This window comes from Agromyces sp. S2-1-8, assembly GCF_021129215.1.
Classification (GTDB): domain Bacteria; phylum Actinomycetota; class Actinomycetes; order Actinomycetales; family Microbacteriaceae; genus Agromyces; species Agromyces chromiiresistens.
On the sequence record NZ_JAJOLP010000001.1, the window covers coordinates 158,558 to 175,531 of the forward strand.

Sequence of the window (16,974 nt, forward strand, 5' to 3'; positions counted from 1 at the left end):
GCCCCTATCGGCGGGCGGGGGCCGCCCCTCCCGGTGCGGCGCCGGGGGCGGCGCCCTGCCCGGGCGGCAGCGCCGCGACGCCGCCGTCGGCGTACATGGTCGCGAAGTTGTCGAGCTTGAAGTAGTCGGTCTTGAACTGGATGTTCACCTTGCCGGTGAGCTTGGCCGACAGCGTGTCGGTCGCCTCCTTCTGCGAGGTGTTCACCTGGATGTTCGTGTTCGTCATGCTCATGCTGCCGCTCGGGCCGCCGAAGAGGCCGCCGAGGGGCGGGTCGTACGACGCCTCGACGTTGACGACGTTGACGTTCTGGTCCTGGTGCGACGCCTGCGACTTGCGGTTCGCGGTGATCATGAACTCCACGCCCGCCTCGATGACGCCCTTCTCGACCACGAGCCGGGTGACGCCCATGAGCAGCACCTCGCGCAGTGCGGCGCGGTGCTCCTTGGCCATGTTGATCTTCGCCTCGAGGATGTGCCGCTTCACCTCGGAGTCCTCGGGGTCGACCTTGTCGCCCTCGGGCGTGGTGAGCGCCATCTTCTGCGAGCCGTCGGCGGCGCGCTCGGTCGTGACGCCGTACTGCGCCCCCCGCGTCTCGGCGAGTTTCAGGAACGACTCGTCGTCCTTGATCTTGGTGATGAAGTCGGCGGTCGACTTCGTCGCCTCCTTCATGAGCTTGATGTACGAGTCGGTCTGCTCCTTCATGACCTTCAGGTTCGCGTTGAACACCGCCTTCATCAGGTCGGCGACGAACTGCGGGAAGTCGACGCTGTCGACGAGTTCGTTGAACGCCTCGGTCGAGCCCTCGAATCCCGGGCGGTACCCCTCGAAGCCCATCTCCTCGCCCGAGTCGGTCGCCATCGCCTTGGCGACGTCGCGCGGGGCGAGACCCCGGCGGGCGCGTTCGCGATCGATCTCCTCCTCGACGAGGGAGAGGTAGACGCTCTGCTGGTCGGCCAGCGACATCGCCTGGAAGGGCCCGCTCGGCGCGAGCACCTCGACGGCGGTGGCTCGGGCCAGCTGCAGGATCTCCGCATCGGAGGGCCGCGTGCTCTCGTTCATGCTCTGCTCCGTTTCCGTGCCGGCTCACCCGGAGCTCAGAAGTCCCAGTCGTCGCCGGAGGCCGGTGCGCCCGCCCCGGTGCCCGGTGCGCCGGTCGGCGGCGAACCGAACGACGGCATGCCGGGCATTCCGCCGAGGTCCGGCATGCCGGGAAGGTCGGGAATCGACGGCATCCCGGGCAGCGGGCCCGACCCGCCGCCGGCCTCGGCCTCGTCGTCGCCGTGCTCCGAGGCATCCTCTTGCAGGATGCTCTGCGTCGTGATGAACGCGTCGACGTTCGAGATGAATCGCGAGAACGCCTCGTCCTGCTCGAAGGCCGACGGCGTGTACTCGGCGATCGAGGTGAGCAGTGCGTGCCCCAGCCGCGCTTTGTTGTTGAGCACGCTGGCCCGCGCCCGCTGGCCGCGGGTCGCCGCGAGCTTCTCGATGACCTTGAGCCAGGAGCCTCCGGCCGGCACGAGGTGCGAGCGGATCTCCTCGTGGCCCAGGATGCGGGTGATGACGAAGTCGAGCTCGGCGTTCATCATCGGGGTCATCACCGTCGCGAGGCCGACGCAGCTCGTCGAGAGGTTGTACTGCAGGTCCTCGACGGCCTGCATGACGTTCTGCCTCGACACGAAGTTGTCGGGGTGCGGGCTCACCTGGGCGCGCTCGAGGTAGCGGGCCGACTCGAGGATGAGGATCTTCCAGAGCCGGCCGAACTCCTCGTTCGCGGGGGCGTCGGCCGGCGTCGGCGCCTTGCCGAGGTCGAAGACCTGGCGGTAGTACGCCCGCCGCATCGGCTCGCGGGTCGCGTCGACCTTGTCGGTCGTGCCGCTGCGCGGGTCGAGCACCGGGAACCGGTTCGAGAAGACGTAGTCCTCGAGGTCCTTGCGGAGCACCGGGTCCTCGACGGCGAACCCGTCGTGGAAGAGGTACGTCGAGGTGAAGTACCGCACCGCGTCGAACACGCCGAGCTCGTCACCGAGCGTCATGACGTAGAAGAGCTGCGCCGCGCAGCGCACGGCCGCCGAGTTCACCGACCGGGCTGCGGCGTCGTCGCCGTAGAACGTCACGGCGAACGGGTCGTCGGGGCCGGCACTCGGCATCGCGCCGCTCGTCGCCGCCTTCGCGAGGTACATGGGCACCATGTACGGCGCGTTCTCCTTCGTCACCGCGATGTGCGAGGTCTTGAGGTACTCGACGAGCGTCGGCACGAGCTCGGGCGGCACGTCCTTCACGCCCGAGGCGGCGATGAGCCCCGCGTACTTGTCGTGCTCGAGGTGGTCGCCGACCACGTCGAGCACGATGGCCTTGAACGAGTCGACCGAGAGCTTCGGCGCCCGCGCCAGGATGGCGGTGACGACCGTGCTGTCGTCGTCGTCGAGCTTCGGCACGCGAAGCTGAGCTTCCTGCACGAGGTCGCGCGCGGCTCCGACGGTGGCGTACGCGACGACGTCGCGCGCGCCGTCGCGGTGCGAGACGACGAAGTTGATGAGGCTCGTGCGCTGCCGGATGCCGTAGACGAGGTAGGCGCGGGCGAAGACCAGGTCGCGGATCCCCTCGTACGCGAGCACGGTGCGCACGTCGAAGTCGAGCGTCGACCACCGGGCGTCGAGCTCGTCGTCGAGCTCGTAGCGCAGGTCGGTGAGGTCGGTCTCGCCGTCGAGCACCTCGCCGATCGTGCGTTCGCCCGCGCCCGGCTTGTTCGCCCGCAGTGCGCTGACGAGGCTGTCCTCGGCCCACCGGCCGACGCCGATCGCCGCCGACCGGCGCGGGGTGAGCGGGCGCTCGACCCACTCGCGCACCGTGTCGAGCGCCTCGTCGCCGGGTTCGACGATCGCCTTCTGGAGGAACCCGTCGAGTTCGGCGAGCTGCGCGGCGACCTTCTGGTCGACTGCGGCCTGGTACCCCTGCACGGTCGCGAGCGTGCGCTTGATGCGGAACCCGCTCGGCGCGGACTTCCCGTCGGCGTTCAGGGAGCTGAGCGTGTACGGCATTGCGGTCTCCTCGGTGCGTGCGACCTGGCGCGGGCGGCGTTCACCGCCGGGCGCGCCCCAGCCACTTGAATGCGTCGGTCAGGTTGATGCGCCCGTAGCCCGCGTGCGGGTTGCGCGGGCGGGCGTCGATGCGGTCGGATGTCTCGCGGAGCACGCGCAGCACGGTGTCGGCGTCGAGGTCGAACCCGTGGTCGCGCGCATACGACTTCATGAGCGCGACGGCGCCGGCCACGTGAGGTGCGGCCTGCGAGGTGCCGGAGGCGACGGCGTAGCGGCCGCTCGCGAACGAGCTGAGGATCCGCACGCCCGGGGCCGTGACGGTGATGTCGGCGCCGTAGGAGCTGAAGCCGGCGACCGCCCCCGCGTCGTCGCACGCGGCGACGGCGATCACGCCCGGCAGCGCTCCCGGGTAGTACTTGGTCGGAGCCCCGTCGTTGCCGCTCGCTGCGACGACGGTCACCCCGCGGCTCTGCGCGTAGCGCACGACGTCGGCGTGCGGGAGGCCGCCACCGGTGTGCCGGATGCCGACGCTCATGTTGACGACGTCGGCGCCCCGGTCGACGCACCACTTGAGCGCCGGGTTGATGTTGTCGACGATCCCGGCGCCCTGGAACCCCGTCGCGGTGCGCATGGTCGCGAGCACTCGCACGGCCATGAGCCGGCAGTCGGGGGCGACGCCGGGCTCCATCGCCCGACCGGCCCCGGCGATGATGCCCGCGACGTGGGTGCCGTGGCCCACCTCGTCTTCGGGGTCGGCGTCGGCGTCGAGCACGTCGCCGACGAATCCGCTCGTGTCGAGCCCCTCGAGGTTCACGAAGTCGGCTGCGGCGACGATCGTGCCGCGCAGTTCGGGGTGGTCGAGGTCGACGCCGGTGTCGAGCACCGCGACGAGCACGTCGGGTCGCCCGCGGGTGATCGCGTTGGCGAACGGCACGCCGATCTGATCGCCCGCCGACGAGGTCGTGCCGAGCGCGGTCGCGGGCTGGGGCACCGGAAGGTCGGTGCCGGCGACGACGAGCTGGCTGCAGCGTTCGACCGAGCGCAGCGCGGAGAGGCGCGCGAGCACGTCGGCCGACAGCGGGGCGAGGTCGTCGAAGATGATCCGGTACGTGCGATCGAGCCCGTGCATCGTCTCGGCGGGAGTCCAGACATCCATCGCGGGCACGTACTCGTGCGTCACCCAGTACTCGCGGCGCACCTCGTGGAGGACGGCGTCGACCTCGGCGACGACCGAGGTGACGACGTGCGTCTTGTCGCCGATGAACGTGATCCAGTCGGGAATGACGGGCGGCTCGGGCAGCCGCTCGCGCATCTTCAGGATCAGGTGATGCCTCACGTTCACGATTGAACGACGGCGCCGACCGCCCGACAATACGCAGTTGTGACACTATGCCGATGCGGCCGGCGGTGGTAGCGCGGGCCGTCGCCCTTCCGCCCCCGCGATGGGCGCGCGCCCGACGGCGCCCGCTCCGAGCAGTCCGAGCGACTCGGCTCGCCGCACGGCCAGCAGCCGGTCGTGCACGCCGAGCTTCTCGTAGACGTTGCCGAGGTGCTTGTGCACGGTGCGCTCGGAGACGCCCATGCGCGCCGCGATCGTGCGGGCGAGCAGCCCGTCGCCGAGCATCTGCAGCACCTCGAGCTCGCGGGCGGTCAGCCGGCGGGCGCCCGTTTCGACAGGGTCGACGGGGTCGATGGGGTCGACGGCGGGCCGCGGCGGCTGCGGCCCCGGCGACGACCCGGCGGCGCCGAGCCCGTGGCCGGACGCCACGGCGAGCGCGGCCGACGTGCGTTCGAACACCTCGAGGTGGCGGCGCAGTTCGCCGAGCCGGGTCGCCTCGCGCTCGTCGGGTCGCCCCGCGGTCGCGACGACCACCACGACGAATCCCTCGGCATCGGCGAGCACGGGCAGCTCGGCGAGGTGCGGGGTGGCGAGCCAGTCGAGCATGAAGCGGCGCGCGGTCGAGGCGTACCAGGCGTCGTCGATGCGGGCGCCGCGGAACCGCTCGGGGAAGGCGATCTCGATCGTCGACGCGAGCTTCGACGTCTCGCGCCGCCAGAGGCAGAGCTCCGAGCGGTCGGGCTCGACCGCCCGGCCGCCGTCGCGGGCGTAGCGCACGCGGACGTGCCCGACCGCGCGGGCGTCGAACGCGACGCCGATGCGCGCCGCCAGTCGCGGGCGCGGATCGGCGCCGCCGCCGGCTTCGATCAGCGCGTCGGCGTACAGATCGAGGAGCGATCTGGCGAAGACCGCGTCGTCATCCGCCGCGCGATCCATCGGCGCACGCCCTCGATGCCACGACGCTCCCCCCGAAGCCGTCCACCGCTCGGGGCACGTCGGCGCACCCCGGCCTTCGCCGTCGTGGCAACCTGTGCGTCGGTCATTCGTTCGGGTCGGAGGAGGCGGCGTCGCCGGTCCACATCGGTAGCGCCAGAATATGGGAGTTCCTCAGCTTCCACAGCCGTCGGCGGGCCCCGCTTTCGGGGGTCAGCGTCGGCGGCGACCCCGTGGCATCCGCCCGCCCCCTCGGTAAACTGGCGCGCATGGCAGATGCAACGTTCGACATCGTGAGCAAGGTCGACAAGATGGAGGCCGAGAACGCCGTCAACCAGGCGCGAAAAGAGGTCGAGCAGCGCTACGACTTCAAGAACGTCGGCGCCTCGGTCGAGTGGAGCGGCGAGAAGGTGCTGCTGAAGGCCCAGACCGAAGAGCGCGTCAAGGCCGTGCTCGAGGTCGTCGAGTCGAAGTTCATCAAGCGCGGCATCACCCTGCGTGCGCTCGACACGGGCGAGCCCTACCCGTCGGGCAAGGAGTTCCGCATCGAGATCGCGCTCAAGAACGGCATCGACAGCGAGAACGCGAAGAAGATCTCGAAGATCATCCGCGACGAGGCGCCGAAGAGCGTGAAGAGCCAGATCCAGGGCGACGAGCTGCGCGTCTCGTCGAAGAGCCGCGACGACCTGCAGGCGACGATGGCGCTGCTCAAGGGCAAGGACCTCGACGTCGCGCTGCAGTTCACCAACTTCCGCTGAGTCGGGTGCCCGCGCCGCGCTGAGTCGGGTTCGGCGCGCTGAGTCGGGTTCGAACCTCGTTCCGCGTGCCGAACCCGACTCAGCGGGCGCGGCTGCGCGTGGAGCGCAGGGCCGGCTCGTCGGGGCGACCGATCAGCGCACGACGGCGCCGCGTCCGCGGCACGCCCATCGCCGCCAGCCGTTGTTCGAGCGGGCGCTTGCGCACCATCTCGCCCCAGTCCCACCGTTCGAAGGCGTCGGCCCGTCGGCGCAGGGCGTTCTCGCGGTCCTTCTCCCGGATGACGCGCTGGGCAGCGGCGCCGGGGCCGACCGACTCCCGCCGATCGTCGACGGTCAGGTACTTGCCGCGTCCGTCGGCCTCGCCGATCGCGCGCACCGACGGCCACCAGAAGTCGACGTCGGCCGTCGTGCCGAGTTCGCCGAGCCAGAACCGCTGCTGCAGCACGGGCGGTTCGAAGCCGAACTCCTCGATGACGAGACGGCTGGCCGTCTCGAAGACCGTCTCGGCCCGTGCGGTCGCGCGTTCGAGCACGGCCTCGGTGCGACGGCTGCCCGGATACGGCAGCAGGCGCTCATGCTCGGCCCGCAGTCGCTCGAGGGTCGTGCGCGGACCGCCCGACGACCGACGCGGCACCCACAGCGCGGCATCCACCGCGGCGAGCGCAGCCGCGACCGTCGCGACGCGGCACACCTGGATCAGCGTGTACTCGACCGAGGTGACGACCCGGTCGCCGACCCGAACGAGTGACGGCGCCCGGCTCACCCCCACGCCGACGACCCCGCCACGGCGGAATCCGGTCGGACCCGGCGAGAGCACCGAGACCTCGTGCGGCCAGCGACCGTAGGTCGGGAGCCCGAACAGCGCGAGTGCCGAGAGCCCGGTGAACACCGGAGCATGCATCGCCTCGGCGGCGCCGTGCACGAGGTGCAGGTGGCGCAGCTCGTCGCGCCGCCAGGCGGGCGTCGTCGCGGCGGGCGCTTCGGCGTAGAACCCGCGTCGCACCCGTTCGAGGCGGCCGGCCGACACCTCGGCCGCGAGGCGCCGTTGCAGCCCGGCATCGCGCACGTCGGCGAACCTGATGAGCCCGGAGGGCAGTCGGGGAAGATCCATCGCCCCAGCTTCCGCCGACCCGTGGCCCACGGATGCCGCATCCCGCCGCCACGTTGACACCAGCCGCCGCGCTCCCCCTGTGCAGGACGAGTCGCCGCTCACCTGAGTCGGGTTCGACCCGCTGAGCATGTTTCGAGCACCGCTCAGCGCGCCGAACCCGCTTCACGCCCGCGCGTAGCCGCCGAGCCACCGGGTGATCGCGGCGTACGCGGCCGCCCGGGCGGGCTCGGCCGAGAGCATGACGTCGTGCAGCGCGCCGTCGATGCGCTCGATCGCGACGGTGGGCCCGAGCTTCGTCGCCCGCTCGGCGATCTCGTCGACGACGAGCACGCTGTCGGTCGACCGCATCGCCTCGTCCCACCGGGTGAGGATGGTCGATCGTGCCGACAGCAAGGTGAGCACGGGCGCGCCGACGTCGATGCCGGCGGCGACGGTCGCGTGCCCGGTGAGCACGGCCGAGAGCCACACCGAGTTCGTCGCGAACCCGCGGTCGGGGCGCCAGTCGTGGTCGTACTCCCACTCGCCGCCCTGCTCGCGGGCGACGGCGCGCGTGTAGAACCCGAGGTCGACGTTCGGCAGCGGCGCGAGCGGATGCACCCGGGCACCGAACTGCATCATGGGTGCGATCGCCTCGCGCCCGATGCGCGACAGCTGGAACTCGAGCCACGGGCTGTTGAGCACGATCGCCGACGCGACGCCCGGGTGCCGCGCGGCCCACAGCGACAGCGTCAATCCCCCGGTCGAGTGCCCCATGACGAGCAGGCGCCGGCCGGAGGCATCCCCGCCGTGCCCCATGGCCGCGAGCGCGGCCGCGATGTCGGCGTCGTAGTCGGAGAGGCTCGTGATGAGTCCGGGCGTCTGGCCGGGGCGCAGGCTGCGCCCGTACTTGCGCAGGTCGAGCGCGAAGAAGCGCGCGCCGAGCCCGGCCCAGTACGCGGCGAGCTCGGGGTTGAAGAAGTAGTCGCTCCAGCCGTGCACGTAGAGCACGTCGATACCGGATGCCGCGGCCCGGCGCCACCGCCACCGCCATGCCGGCCGGTGCCTGACCAGGGTCGCGACCACCTCGCCTTCGGCGTCGTCGCCGAGCGGGAGGGTCAATTGTTCGAAGCCGGGGCCGAGGATGTCGGGGCGCCAGGCGGGCTCGGTGGCCGGCGTCGCGGCGAGCGTCGTGTCGGCGGATGTCGGCTCGGCCACGGCTCCCCCTCCCCTGGGCGGTGTCGGGGTCAGCCTATCGAGGTGGCCCACCAACGCGGGCGTTGGCGAGCACGCGGCGACGCCCTAGCGTGTGAGTGTGGGCGACCCGAATGACGACCCCTCTCCTGACGACCTTGTCGTCGGCGGATCGACGCTGCCGCCCGGTCGCCGACGGCATGCCACGATCGGGACTATTGCGGTCATTGCCGTGATCTTCCTGCAGGTGGCGATTCCGCTCGTCGCACTGCTGCAGCCGCCGCCGCAGAAGTTCGGGTTCCAGATGTACTCGGGCCTCGGTGCCGTAACCGCGACAGTGACGGGTTCGGATGGGCACGAGCATTCGTTCGAAGGTATCGATGATCTGGTTGGGAAGTATCGACCGGACACCGACTGGCTGCCGCGTCTACCCGAGGCGATCTGCGCTGCCGTGCCGGACGCTGCGAGTGTGACGGTCGAACAGTCAGGTCGGGTTCGGAGCATCGAATGCGGCTGACCGAGATTCGCACGGACCCGCGACCGGTCGCGGTCGCTCGGATGGGCATCGGTGTCGCGACCGTCTTCAACGCCTTCGAGGGGTTCGAGATTCTCCAGCGGATCTCAGACGGCCGGCTCGCGGTGCCTTGGATCGCGGGAGCGCCACTTCCGTCAGCTCCGCTGCTAGTGGTGGGGCTCATCGTCGCAGTCATCGCCGGAATCGCCGTCACGATTGGCTGGATGACCGCGCCGGCGGCTGTTGTGTCCGTGCTCCTCAGCGCAACGATGCTGCTTTGGGATCAGCAGCTCTACAGCAACCATCGCTGGTTCGGGACGCTGTTGCTTGCGTATCTGGTATTCGCGCAGGCGGGCACGGCGTGGTCCGTGAAGCCCTTCGGGCATCGCAGCACCGTGCGCTGGTGGCCGCAGTTGCTCATGATGAGCCAACTGTCAGTGCTCTACGTGTTCTCCGCACTGAGCAAGATGAATCTCGTCTTCCTCTCCGGTGTCCCGCTCTCGGGCTGGGTCTGGTTCGACGCACCGTGGCAGCTCTTCTTCGTGGCATCGATTCTGACGATCGTCGTCGAGCTCATCATCGGGATCGGTCTCTGGTTCCGGGCCAGTCGTCGTGTGGCCGTGCTATTCGGTCTCGGTCTGCATCTCTCGATCATCGTGCTCATGACCGGCGAGACGCTGCCGCTCATCGCGTTCGCGATCTCCTGCATCACGCTTTACCCGCTTTTCCTCTTCCGCCCTGGCGTGGAAATGGTGAGTACTCGCGGTTCTGGCCGTGCGGCCGACAGCGGCGATTCAGCGAGCGAACTGGTTCATGATCCCGAGTACGGCGGGCGTCAGGATGACGATGAACATCGCAGGCAATAGGCAGAAGATTAGGGGGAAGATGATCTTCACGGTCACCTTCTGCGCCTGTTCCTCCGCTCGCTGTCGCCGCTTCGTTCGCATCTCGCCTGCTTGAACCCGCAGGACCTCGCCGATCGCAAGACCGTAAGCATCGGCCTGCACGATCGCGCGGATGAATCGCCGGAGATCGTCGGAGTTGGTGCGTCGGCCGAGTTCTTCGAAAGCCTCGCGCCTAGTCCGCCCAATGCTCATGTCCTGCAGTACGCGGATCAGTTCCTCGGCGAGCGGACCATCGCCACCACGAGCTGCTTTCGCCATGGCGGAGTCGAATCCCAGCCCAGCCTCTACCGCGATCGTCATTTGATCGAGCGTGTCAGGCAGGGCGTAGACGATGGCCTGCTGTCGGTCGTGGGCTCGGCTGTTAGCGAGGATATCGGGCGCGAAGAACAGCAGGATGATCGCCGCGATAGCGAGCAGCACCTTGAACGGCTGAGGCCCGCCGCTATAAACGAAGAGAAATCCGAAGACGACTGCGCCGATCCCGAGGATCAGCTTCCAGGTCAGCAAGCCCCTCGCGGACCAACCGGCGGGTCGCCCAGCGAAGACGATTTGGCGCTCGAGCCATCCGACGTAACCCTTCGGAGCGGCAGCAGCCAGCGATTCGGCGAACGAGGTGCGCTCTCGCGAGACATCGACCGCTGGCGCTTCATCAACGTTCGCTGGTTCCGTCTCGACCTTGCGAGCGGGAAACAAGAGGAACACAAGAACGCCGAGCGCAGCGGCGACGACGATCGCCGATATGTACGCGATGATCGATCCCGCATCCATGTCAGAACTTCACTCTCACGGTGAAGGCGATCCAGACCGATCCACCGATCAGCAGCAATGCCGCCAGCACGAGCGCTGCGATCCCGATGATGTTCGAGAAGAACACCGAGATGTAGTCAGGTCTGATCGCTGCGAAGAAGAGGAACAGAGCGATCGGCAGGACGACCAGGATGAGCCCCGAGAGCCGGCCTTCGGCACTCAATGCGGCCACCTGGCGCCGGACCTGGTTGCGTTCTCGGATGGTTTTGCCCACCTGATCGAGAACCTCGGCGAGGTTGCCGCCGGTCTCGGCGTTGATTCCGATCGCTTGGGCGACCCAGTCGAAATCCTTGCTCTGCATTCGTTGCGCCGTCGTGGTCAGGGCCTCCGGCAACGGCCGACCGAGTCGGGACTCGTTCACCGCCCGAGCGAGTTCCTCACCCATCGGCGCCGGAGAGTCCGTAGCCACGGCACCCAGCGAGGTGCTCAGTCCGTGTCCTGCGCGCAGGCTGCCTGCCACGAGCTGAACCGTGTCGTCGATCTGATCGGCGAACCTCGCGCGCCTCCTCGACGTGCGCACACTCAGCAGGAGCTTCGCGAAGAGTGGCGTCAGAATGGCGAAGGCAAGTCCCCAGAAGATAGACGTCCCGTTCGAGAGCCCCAGGATGACACCGAGGAGCGCCAGTACGCTCGCCGACGATGCGACGAGAACCACGAACTGCGACGGCGTCGATTGGACGCCCGCGAGTTCGAGCTCCTCCGCCCCGAAGAGGCGCGCTCGACGCTTCGAGGCCGCTGACTCGATCGCGTTCGTCGTCCGCTCGGTGACACGCGCGACCAGCGAGACATGTTCGGTGCCGGGAGCAACACGGCGCTCGCGAGAGACTCGAGGCGGCGATGGAGCGACGGTGAAGAAGACGATCACCAGCGCAGCAAGGAGGCAGATCGCCAAACCCACGATGAGGACTATGGGGTTCACCGGATCTCCCCCAACATCTCGCGGAACTCAGGAACGAACAATGACGATGACAGCGGGATGCCCTGCTCGGCGATGCGTTCGGCGAAGCGCGGACGCACGCCCGTCGGCTCGATACGACCGAGCACTCGCCCTTCGGGATCGAAGCCCGCCTTGTGGTCGAACGTGAACGCGTCCTGCAGCGTCACGATGTCACCCTCCATGCCATGGACCTCGGTGATGTGCGTCACCCGACGCACCCCGTCCTTGTGCCGGGCAATCTGCACGATGAGGTCGATCGCCGAGGAGATCTGCTCGCGGATCGCTCGAAGTGGAAGCTCCATCCCCGCCATCAACACCATGGTCTCCATTCGGGAGACAGCGTCTCTCGGCGAGTTGGCGTGAAGCGTTGAGATCGAACCCTCGTGGCCGGTGTTCATGGCCTGCAGCATGTCGAGGCTCTCCGCACCGCGCACCTCACCGACGACGATGCGGTCGGGGCGCATGCGGAGTGAGTTGCGAACGAGATCGCGGATTGTGATTTCACCACGTCCCTCAATGTTCGACGGGCGTGCTTCGAGGCGAACGACGTGATGCTGCTGCAACTGAAGCTCAACGGCATCCTCGATCGTGATGATGCGTTCGCCGCTGGGGATGAAGGCGGAGAGCACGTTCAGGAGCGTCGTCTTACCGGTGCCGGTGCCGCCCGATACGAGGATGTTCAGGCGTGCGCGCACGGCCGCGTCAAGTACGGTCGCGATCTCGGGAGTGAGCGTTCCGAATCTGACCAGATCCTCGGCGGTGTACGGCGTTCCCGCGAACTTGCGAATCGTGAGCGAGGAGCCGTTGACCGCGAGCGGCGGAATGATCGCGTTGACGCGCGACCCGTCTTCGAGGCGCGCATCGACCAGCGGCGAAGATTCGTCGATCCGTCGGCCTACGCGGGCGACGATCCGCTCGATCACCCGTCGAAGCTGTGCTTCGCCGGTGAAGCGATACGACGTCTCCGCGAGTCGACCATTGCGCTCGACGTACAGCTGATCGAAGCGGTTGACCATGATCTCGCTGACGGTGGGGTCCTCCAGCAGCGGCTCCAGCGGGCCGTATCCGAGCACATCAGCACCGATGTCGTCGATGAGCCGATTGCGCTCCGCCGTCGAGAGCGCGAGCTGTTCGCCTGCCACGATCTCCGCCAACTCAGCCCGCGCGAGCTGATGAAGTTGATCCTCCGTCAGTGATGAGTCGTTGAGCCGGGTACCGATGCGAGCGAAGAGCTCATCGGCGGCCTTCTCCTTGACACCCGCAAGTGGGTCGACGGTCGGCCGAGATTGTGCAGTAACGGAGCTCTGAAACACCTGCGTCGTCGAAGCCGGCGCTGCTGGACGAGGTGTGGGGTCAGGAATCGCGCTAGACGGTCCAGCCTCGGGGACATTCGAATCGGGTTCGAAATCGTGGCCGCGAACCGCATTCAGTCGATCGTTGAGCTTCATCGGTCTCTCACCTTCTCTGAGCCCGCCGACGCTTCTGGTCGACTTCCGGTGCGATCCGCGACAGTAGGGAGCGAATCGCCTTCGCCGCCGGATCACGAGCGTCGTCGTGAATGAGCGGGACCCCGCGGTTGCTCGCGAGCAGGACCGCTGACGACCGAGGGACCTCCACGTCGATCGGAGCCCCGATGATGTTCTCGGCGTCTCGGACGGTCAGACCGCTCAGTCGATCGGTTTGGTTCAAGACGACATGCCGATTGCCGGGCATCAGACCGATGCGGGTCAGCAGGTCGAACTCGGTGCGCATCGCTCGGAGGCTCGGCACGCTCATGCTCGTAACGAAGACCGCGTCCGTGATGTGTTCGAGAACCGCCAGCGCATGCTCTCCAAGGCCGGGGGTCGTGTCGACGACGACGTAACGGAATGATGCGCGAAGCCGCTCGATCAGACGGCCGAGCGCATCTGTCGGAATGCTGTCACCGAGTTCAGGCGACGGCGCGCCCGCCACCACGAAGAAGCTGCCCGAGTGATGCGTGAGCGCGGTCTTCAGCACGATCTCGTCCGCCGCCGCGTCCGCGACAGCATCGACAATCGTCCGCTCCGGTTCGAGCGCGAGTGCCGTCGTGACGTCGCCGAATTGGAGGTCCGCGTCGATCAGCACAACGGAGTTCGGAGCGATCTCCGCGAGCCCGGCGGCAAGGTTGACGGCGAGGGTGGTCTTGCCCTGACCGCCCTTCGGGGCGACAACGGCGATCGCCTCGGTCGGCATGCCCGCTTCGATCGGAGGGAACTCCCAATCGGGCGCGGAAGGCTCGACCTCTGCAGCTTCAGGTTCGTCGACGGTCGATCCGGTCAGGTCGACGAACGGAAGATCGTCGATCTCGAGCGCGAGTGGTGCATCGAAGTCGTGTAGGGACGCCCGACCATTCGCGATCATCCACGACGCGAGTCGATCGAGCAAGGCCACAGTCGTATCGTCGCTCGCATCGGGGCTCAGTACCGCGTGGAGCTCGAGCTCATCGACCCAGTCTTCGAGGTCTGAGCGCTGCTCGCGAACGACGATGAGTCCGAGATCGGGATGCTTCGCCGTGAGCGCCTCGGCCAACCCTCGAGTCTCTTCGAAGTTGAGCACCGGGCCGAGAAGAGCGACACGCGGCGCTTCCGGCAGCCGACTCGCGACGGCCTCCGGCCCGAAGGTCAGGAACTCGCCTGGGATGACGGCAAGTCGCTCGCCGAGGAGAGTACGCAATCGGGTCTCGTACTCGGCGGATCGGCTCACCAGGACGTAAGGGGTCACCGCCGCATATTGCTTTCTGTCGTGAGCATCGAACCGGAGGTGTCGGTCTTCTCGTTCTGCAGAGTTACCCAAACGCCATACACCTGAGACTGCTTCTCTGCGTGCTCGAGAGCCCAAACGAGCCGTTCGACGTCGTGAGTCGCGAGAGCGACTGTGAACATCAGCATGTTTCCGGTCTGCTGAGCCGCTGCACCGTCGTTACCTCCAGTGGTCGCGGTCACGCCGACTGCCACCTTCGTGACGAGCACGCGGTCGAGCTCGAATCGAGTGCCGATACCCGCGCCATCGCCGGGTCCGGTCACAACCACCCCGATGGTATTGCCCGCCTGTACCGCACCGCCGACCATTCGCTGCACGGGCAGGGCAAAGCTCACCTCCTGCATGCCGTCCGGCACGCGGACGTCGCCATTCGCCGCGAGTTCCAACGGATCAACGAAGCGCCCCAGCAGCAACTGCTCTCCGGGGAGGAGTTCGGCGTCGGCGACGAGACCGGCGAGATCCTCGAGATCGGTCACCGCGCCATCTGCAATGTTGCGCTCGGGGATGCTGTCGAGCTGTACGAGTTCCGCGACTTCTTCGCCAGGTGTCCCCTCAACGATTGTCTCTTGAACGACATAAACATCTCTGAGTTCGGCACCGGCTGCAGCACGCGCATCGGCACCGCGCACGTACGTGATGAGCGCGAACGCGCCAACAACAGCAAGAACGAGGGCGACTATTGCGCCGATGATTCGGGTCTTCACTTAGTTCTCCTCTTGCGGCGGCATAGGGATCCGCGGGGGTTCATTTCGCAAGCACCACGCTTTGTAGGCCTGCCTCGGTGCCTTCGCCAAGTTCATATGCGTCGGCGAGGTCGACATACCGCTGGAAGTAGCCCTGGATTGTTTTGTTGCTGCAATGCCCGCCGCAGACCGAAGTGTCTCCGCTGTTGACGCCTGGGACACTGATACCGGTGATGTGAAACGCAGCGAACGCGACGAGGTGATATTCGACATCCGAGCCGTTGCACCTCGGATTCGGATCAAGAGGTCGGCTCGCGTCCCGGCAATCATCGAACAACGGAATAAGCACGGTCTGGCCGATGTAGCCACTCAACAGCGCCGATGTGCACCCGGATGAACTTCCACTTGCACCTGAGGTGCCTGGGACCCAAGGGTTTGCGAGATCTACATGGATGTTGCAGTTAGATGATTCCACCCAGCCAAACGCCCCACGCGAAAAGACATCGGCCACGCCATCCCCGTCTTCGTCGGGGCCACAGTGGCGCCGGTCTGTGACGTCGTAGCTGATATTGATCGGCGGACCAGTTACGTCCTCGCCTGTCGGCTCGTGATCCGCAAACTCGCACCGGCCAAACGTGAGAGCCAAGGCTGGTCCCGAGACCGGGACGCCCCAGGTCGCAGTCGCTGTCGCTTCCAGCGATGTCGGATCAAGGCCGATCAGTGCTGCCAACGGGTGATTAAGCGCGGCGCTGCCATCCTGAGTGCGCGTAGAAGTATCGACCGTGACCGTCCCACTACGTGGGTTGACAACAAAGCTCCCGGCAGGGATTGTGGCGTCTGCGTTGGCATCGTTCGCATTGTCACCGGCGTATGTGATCGCCATCTCGGTCGCCCCGGCCTCACACGTCGTCGGCCGTAGGGCACATTCTTGAGCCACGGCCAGCGCAGCCGAGTCGGCACCGTTCTGCAATTCTGCCTTCTCGAAGTACAACAGGCCGACATCTACCACGAGCGCTACCACGGCCAGAAGCGACGCCATGGCAACCGCAACCGTGACTGCGACGCCTCCTCGCTCGTGCTTCATCGCCGAACGCCCGATCAACCGCCGCATCTCATGCTCCCGGTTCCCTCAAGCATCACGCCTCCGGTGACTGCACCGAGCCAGCCGGTCAGATCGGTCAGCGGTGTACGCACCACCATGGTTAGTTCGTCGTCGTCAACGGAGGCACTGCACGTCGACGGGTAGCTGAATGTCAGGGTGCCCGTGACGAGCTCGGTGGCTCGATCCTCCGCGACGCCTTGCGCACCCGGCTCGAGATTGTGGATCGCGTAGTACCGGGCACCCTCTCGAGCCGCTGCCGTCACCGACAACTGCTGAGTAAGCACCCAGCCGAAGTCGATGATTGCGAACAGCATGATCAGGAGCAGCGGAAGCACGAGAGCGAACTCGACCGCCGCGGCTCCGCGTTCACGCCGCGCTTTCATGCGTTTTCCTTAGAGACGGGCAATGCCCGGCCGGCACAGGGCCGACCGGGACGCTGCCTCGACGGACGACTCAGGTGGCGGGAACGCCGAGCGCCGGGATAACGACCTCATTGACGAAGTCGGTGATCGCGGGGGCGAGCAGGGCGAGGGCGCCGACGATCGCGATCGAGGCGACGCCGATGATGAGCGCGTACTCGGTGGCGGTCGCGCCGTCCTCTTCAGTGCGGAGCGAGTTGATGCGCGCCTGGAGCGCGGCGAATGCCTTCAGCATGGTGGACCCCTTCGGGTATTGCGGGAACTCCTGCACCAGCCCCCTAGAGGAGGTGCATCCCGCATGCGGGTACATGCGGTGACATGAAGCTATCCACCGGATTCCGCACCACCTACGCCCCCTTTTGGGGGAGACATCCCGGGCGGGGCGCAAAGAACCGCGCAGATCGGCCAGTTCTTGCGCAACATGCGAGACCTTGCCCCCCGGTCTGGGGGTTCATCGGGGTACAAGAATGGGGTAC

General features: G+C 67.4%; 17 protein-coding genes. 3 read left to right on the forward strand and 14 right to left on the reverse strand.

Annotated elements, in window-relative coordinates:
• Positions 1–4: 4 nt before the first annotated feature.
• Genes LR269_RS00675 through LR269_RS00690 form a run of 4 tightly spaced genes read right to left on the reverse strand, consistent with a single transcriptional unit; the run spans position 5 to position 5,314 of the window.
• Entirely contained in the window at positions 5–1,060 is a 1,056-nt protein-coding gene (locus LR269_RS00675; RefSeq protein ID WP_231428790.1) for a hypothetical protein, read from the reverse strand.
• A 35-nt stretch (positions 1,061–1,095) separates the two neighbouring features.
• The gene (locus LR269_RS00680) at positions 1,096–3,039 is read right to left on the reverse strand and encodes a hypothetical protein (RefSeq protein WP_231428791.1); all 1,944 of its coding nucleotides are present in this window, start codon (positions 3,037–3,039) and stop codon (positions 1,096–1,098) included.
• Positions 3,040–3,079: 40 nt separating this feature from the next.
• Entirely contained in the window at positions 3,080–4,375 is a 1,296-nt protein-coding gene (locus LR269_RS00685) for a S8 family serine peptidase (protein WP_231428792.1), read from the reverse strand.
• A gap of 51 nt (positions 4,376–4,426) precedes the next feature.
• Positions 4,427–5,314, reverse strand: coding sequence for a helix-turn-helix transcriptional regulator (locus tag LR269_RS00690; protein ID WP_231428793.1), 888 nt, complete (start codon positions 5,312–5,314; stop codon positions 4,427–4,429).
• Between the two features lie 266 nt (positions 5,315–5,580).
• Here LR269_RS00690 and LR269_RS00695 point away from each other — a divergent pair, with 266 nt between their 5' ends.
• Positions 5,581–6,069, forward strand: a complete 489-nt coding sequence (locus LR269_RS00695; protein ID WP_231428794.1) for a YajQ family cyclic di-GMP-binding protein — start codon at positions 5,581–5,583, stop codon at positions 6,067–6,069.
• Between the two features lie 79 nt (positions 6,070–6,148).
• On the opposite strand, the gene LR269_RS00700 is transcribed toward LR269_RS00695, so the two are convergent.
• Entirely contained in the window at positions 6,149–7,180 is a 1,032-nt protein-coding gene (locus LR269_RS00700) for a hypothetical protein (RefSeq protein ID WP_231428795.1), read from the reverse strand.
• A gap of 162 nt (positions 7,181–7,342) precedes the next feature.
• Positions 7,343–8,374: an alpha/beta hydrolase gene (locus LR269_RS00705; protein WP_231428796.1), complete on the reverse strand. Its 1,032-nt coding sequence runs from the start codon at positions 8,372–8,374 to the stop codon at positions 7,343–7,345.
• A 97-nt stretch (positions 8,375–8,471) separates the two neighbouring features.
• Between LR269_RS00705 and LR269_RS00710 the strand changes: the two genes are divergently transcribed.
• On the forward strand, positions 8,472–8,867 hold the full coding sequence (locus LR269_RS00710; RefSeq protein ID WP_231428797.1) for a hypothetical protein: 396 nt from the start codon (positions 8,472–8,474) through the stop codon (positions 8,865–8,867).
• Positions 8,858–9,730: an HTTM domain-containing protein gene (locus tag LR269_RS00715; protein WP_231428798.1), complete on the forward strand. Its 873-nt coding sequence runs from the start codon at positions 8,858–8,860 to the stop codon at positions 9,728–9,730. Before LR269_RS00710 ends, LR269_RS00715 begins: the two co-directional genes overlap by 10 nt.
• On the opposite strand, the gene LR269_RS00720 is transcribed toward LR269_RS00715, so the two are convergent.
• The 8 genes from LR269_RS00720 to LR269_RS00755 all read right to left on the reverse strand — a co-directional run bounded on the left by LR269_RS00720 (position 9,659) and on the right by LR269_RS00755 (position 16,733).
• Positions 9,659–10,537: a type II secretion system F family protein gene (locus LR269_RS00720; RefSeq protein WP_231428799.1), complete on the reverse strand. Its 879-nt coding sequence runs from the start codon at positions 10,535–10,537 to the stop codon at positions 9,659–9,661. The genes LR269_RS00715 and LR269_RS00720 overlap by 72 nt on opposite strands.
• Position 10,538: 1 nt before the next feature.
• A complete protein-coding gene (locus LR269_RS00725; protein ID WP_231428800.1) occupies positions 10,539–11,474 on the reverse strand; it encodes a type II secretion system F family protein in 936 nt (311 codons plus the stop codon).
• A gap of 17 nt (positions 11,475–11,491) precedes the next feature.
• Entirely contained in the window at positions 11,492–12,961 is a 1,470-nt protein-coding gene (locus LR269_RS00730) for a CpaF family protein (protein WP_231428801.1), read from the reverse strand.
• A gap of 7 nt (positions 12,962–12,968) precedes the next feature.
• Positions 12,969–14,255, reverse strand: a complete 1,287-nt coding sequence (locus LR269_RS18940) for an AAA family ATPase (protein ID WP_231428802.1) — start codon at positions 14,253–14,255, stop codon at positions 12,969–12,971.
• Complete coding sequence (locus LR269_RS00740) at positions 14,252–14,998, reverse strand: Flp pilus assembly protein CpaB (protein ID WP_231428803.1); 747 nt, start codon at positions 14,996–14,998, stop codon at positions 14,252–14,254. The genes LR269_RS18940 and LR269_RS00740 overlap by 4 nt, the downstream gene beginning before the upstream one ends.
• Before the next feature lie 40 nt (positions 14,999–15,038).
• A complete protein-coding gene (locus tag LR269_RS00745; RefSeq protein ID WP_231428804.1) occupies positions 15,039–16,088 on the reverse strand; it encodes a pilus assembly protein TadG-related protein in 1,050 nt (349 codons plus the stop codon).
• Positions 16,076–16,462 (reverse strand): TadE/TadG family type IV pilus assembly protein, encoded by a 387-nt coding sequence (locus tag LR269_RS00750; RefSeq protein WP_231428805.1) that lies wholly within the window; start codon positions 16,460–16,462, stop codon positions 16,076–16,078. The genes LR269_RS00745 and LR269_RS00750 overlap by 13 nt, the downstream gene beginning before the upstream one ends.
• Before the next feature lie 70 nt (positions 16,463–16,532).
• On the reverse strand, positions 16,533–16,733 hold the full coding sequence (locus LR269_RS00755; RefSeq protein WP_231428806.1) for a Flp family type IVb pilin: 201 nt from the start codon (positions 16,731–16,733) through the stop codon (positions 16,533–16,535).
• Positions 16,734–16,974 lie beyond the last annotated feature (241 nt).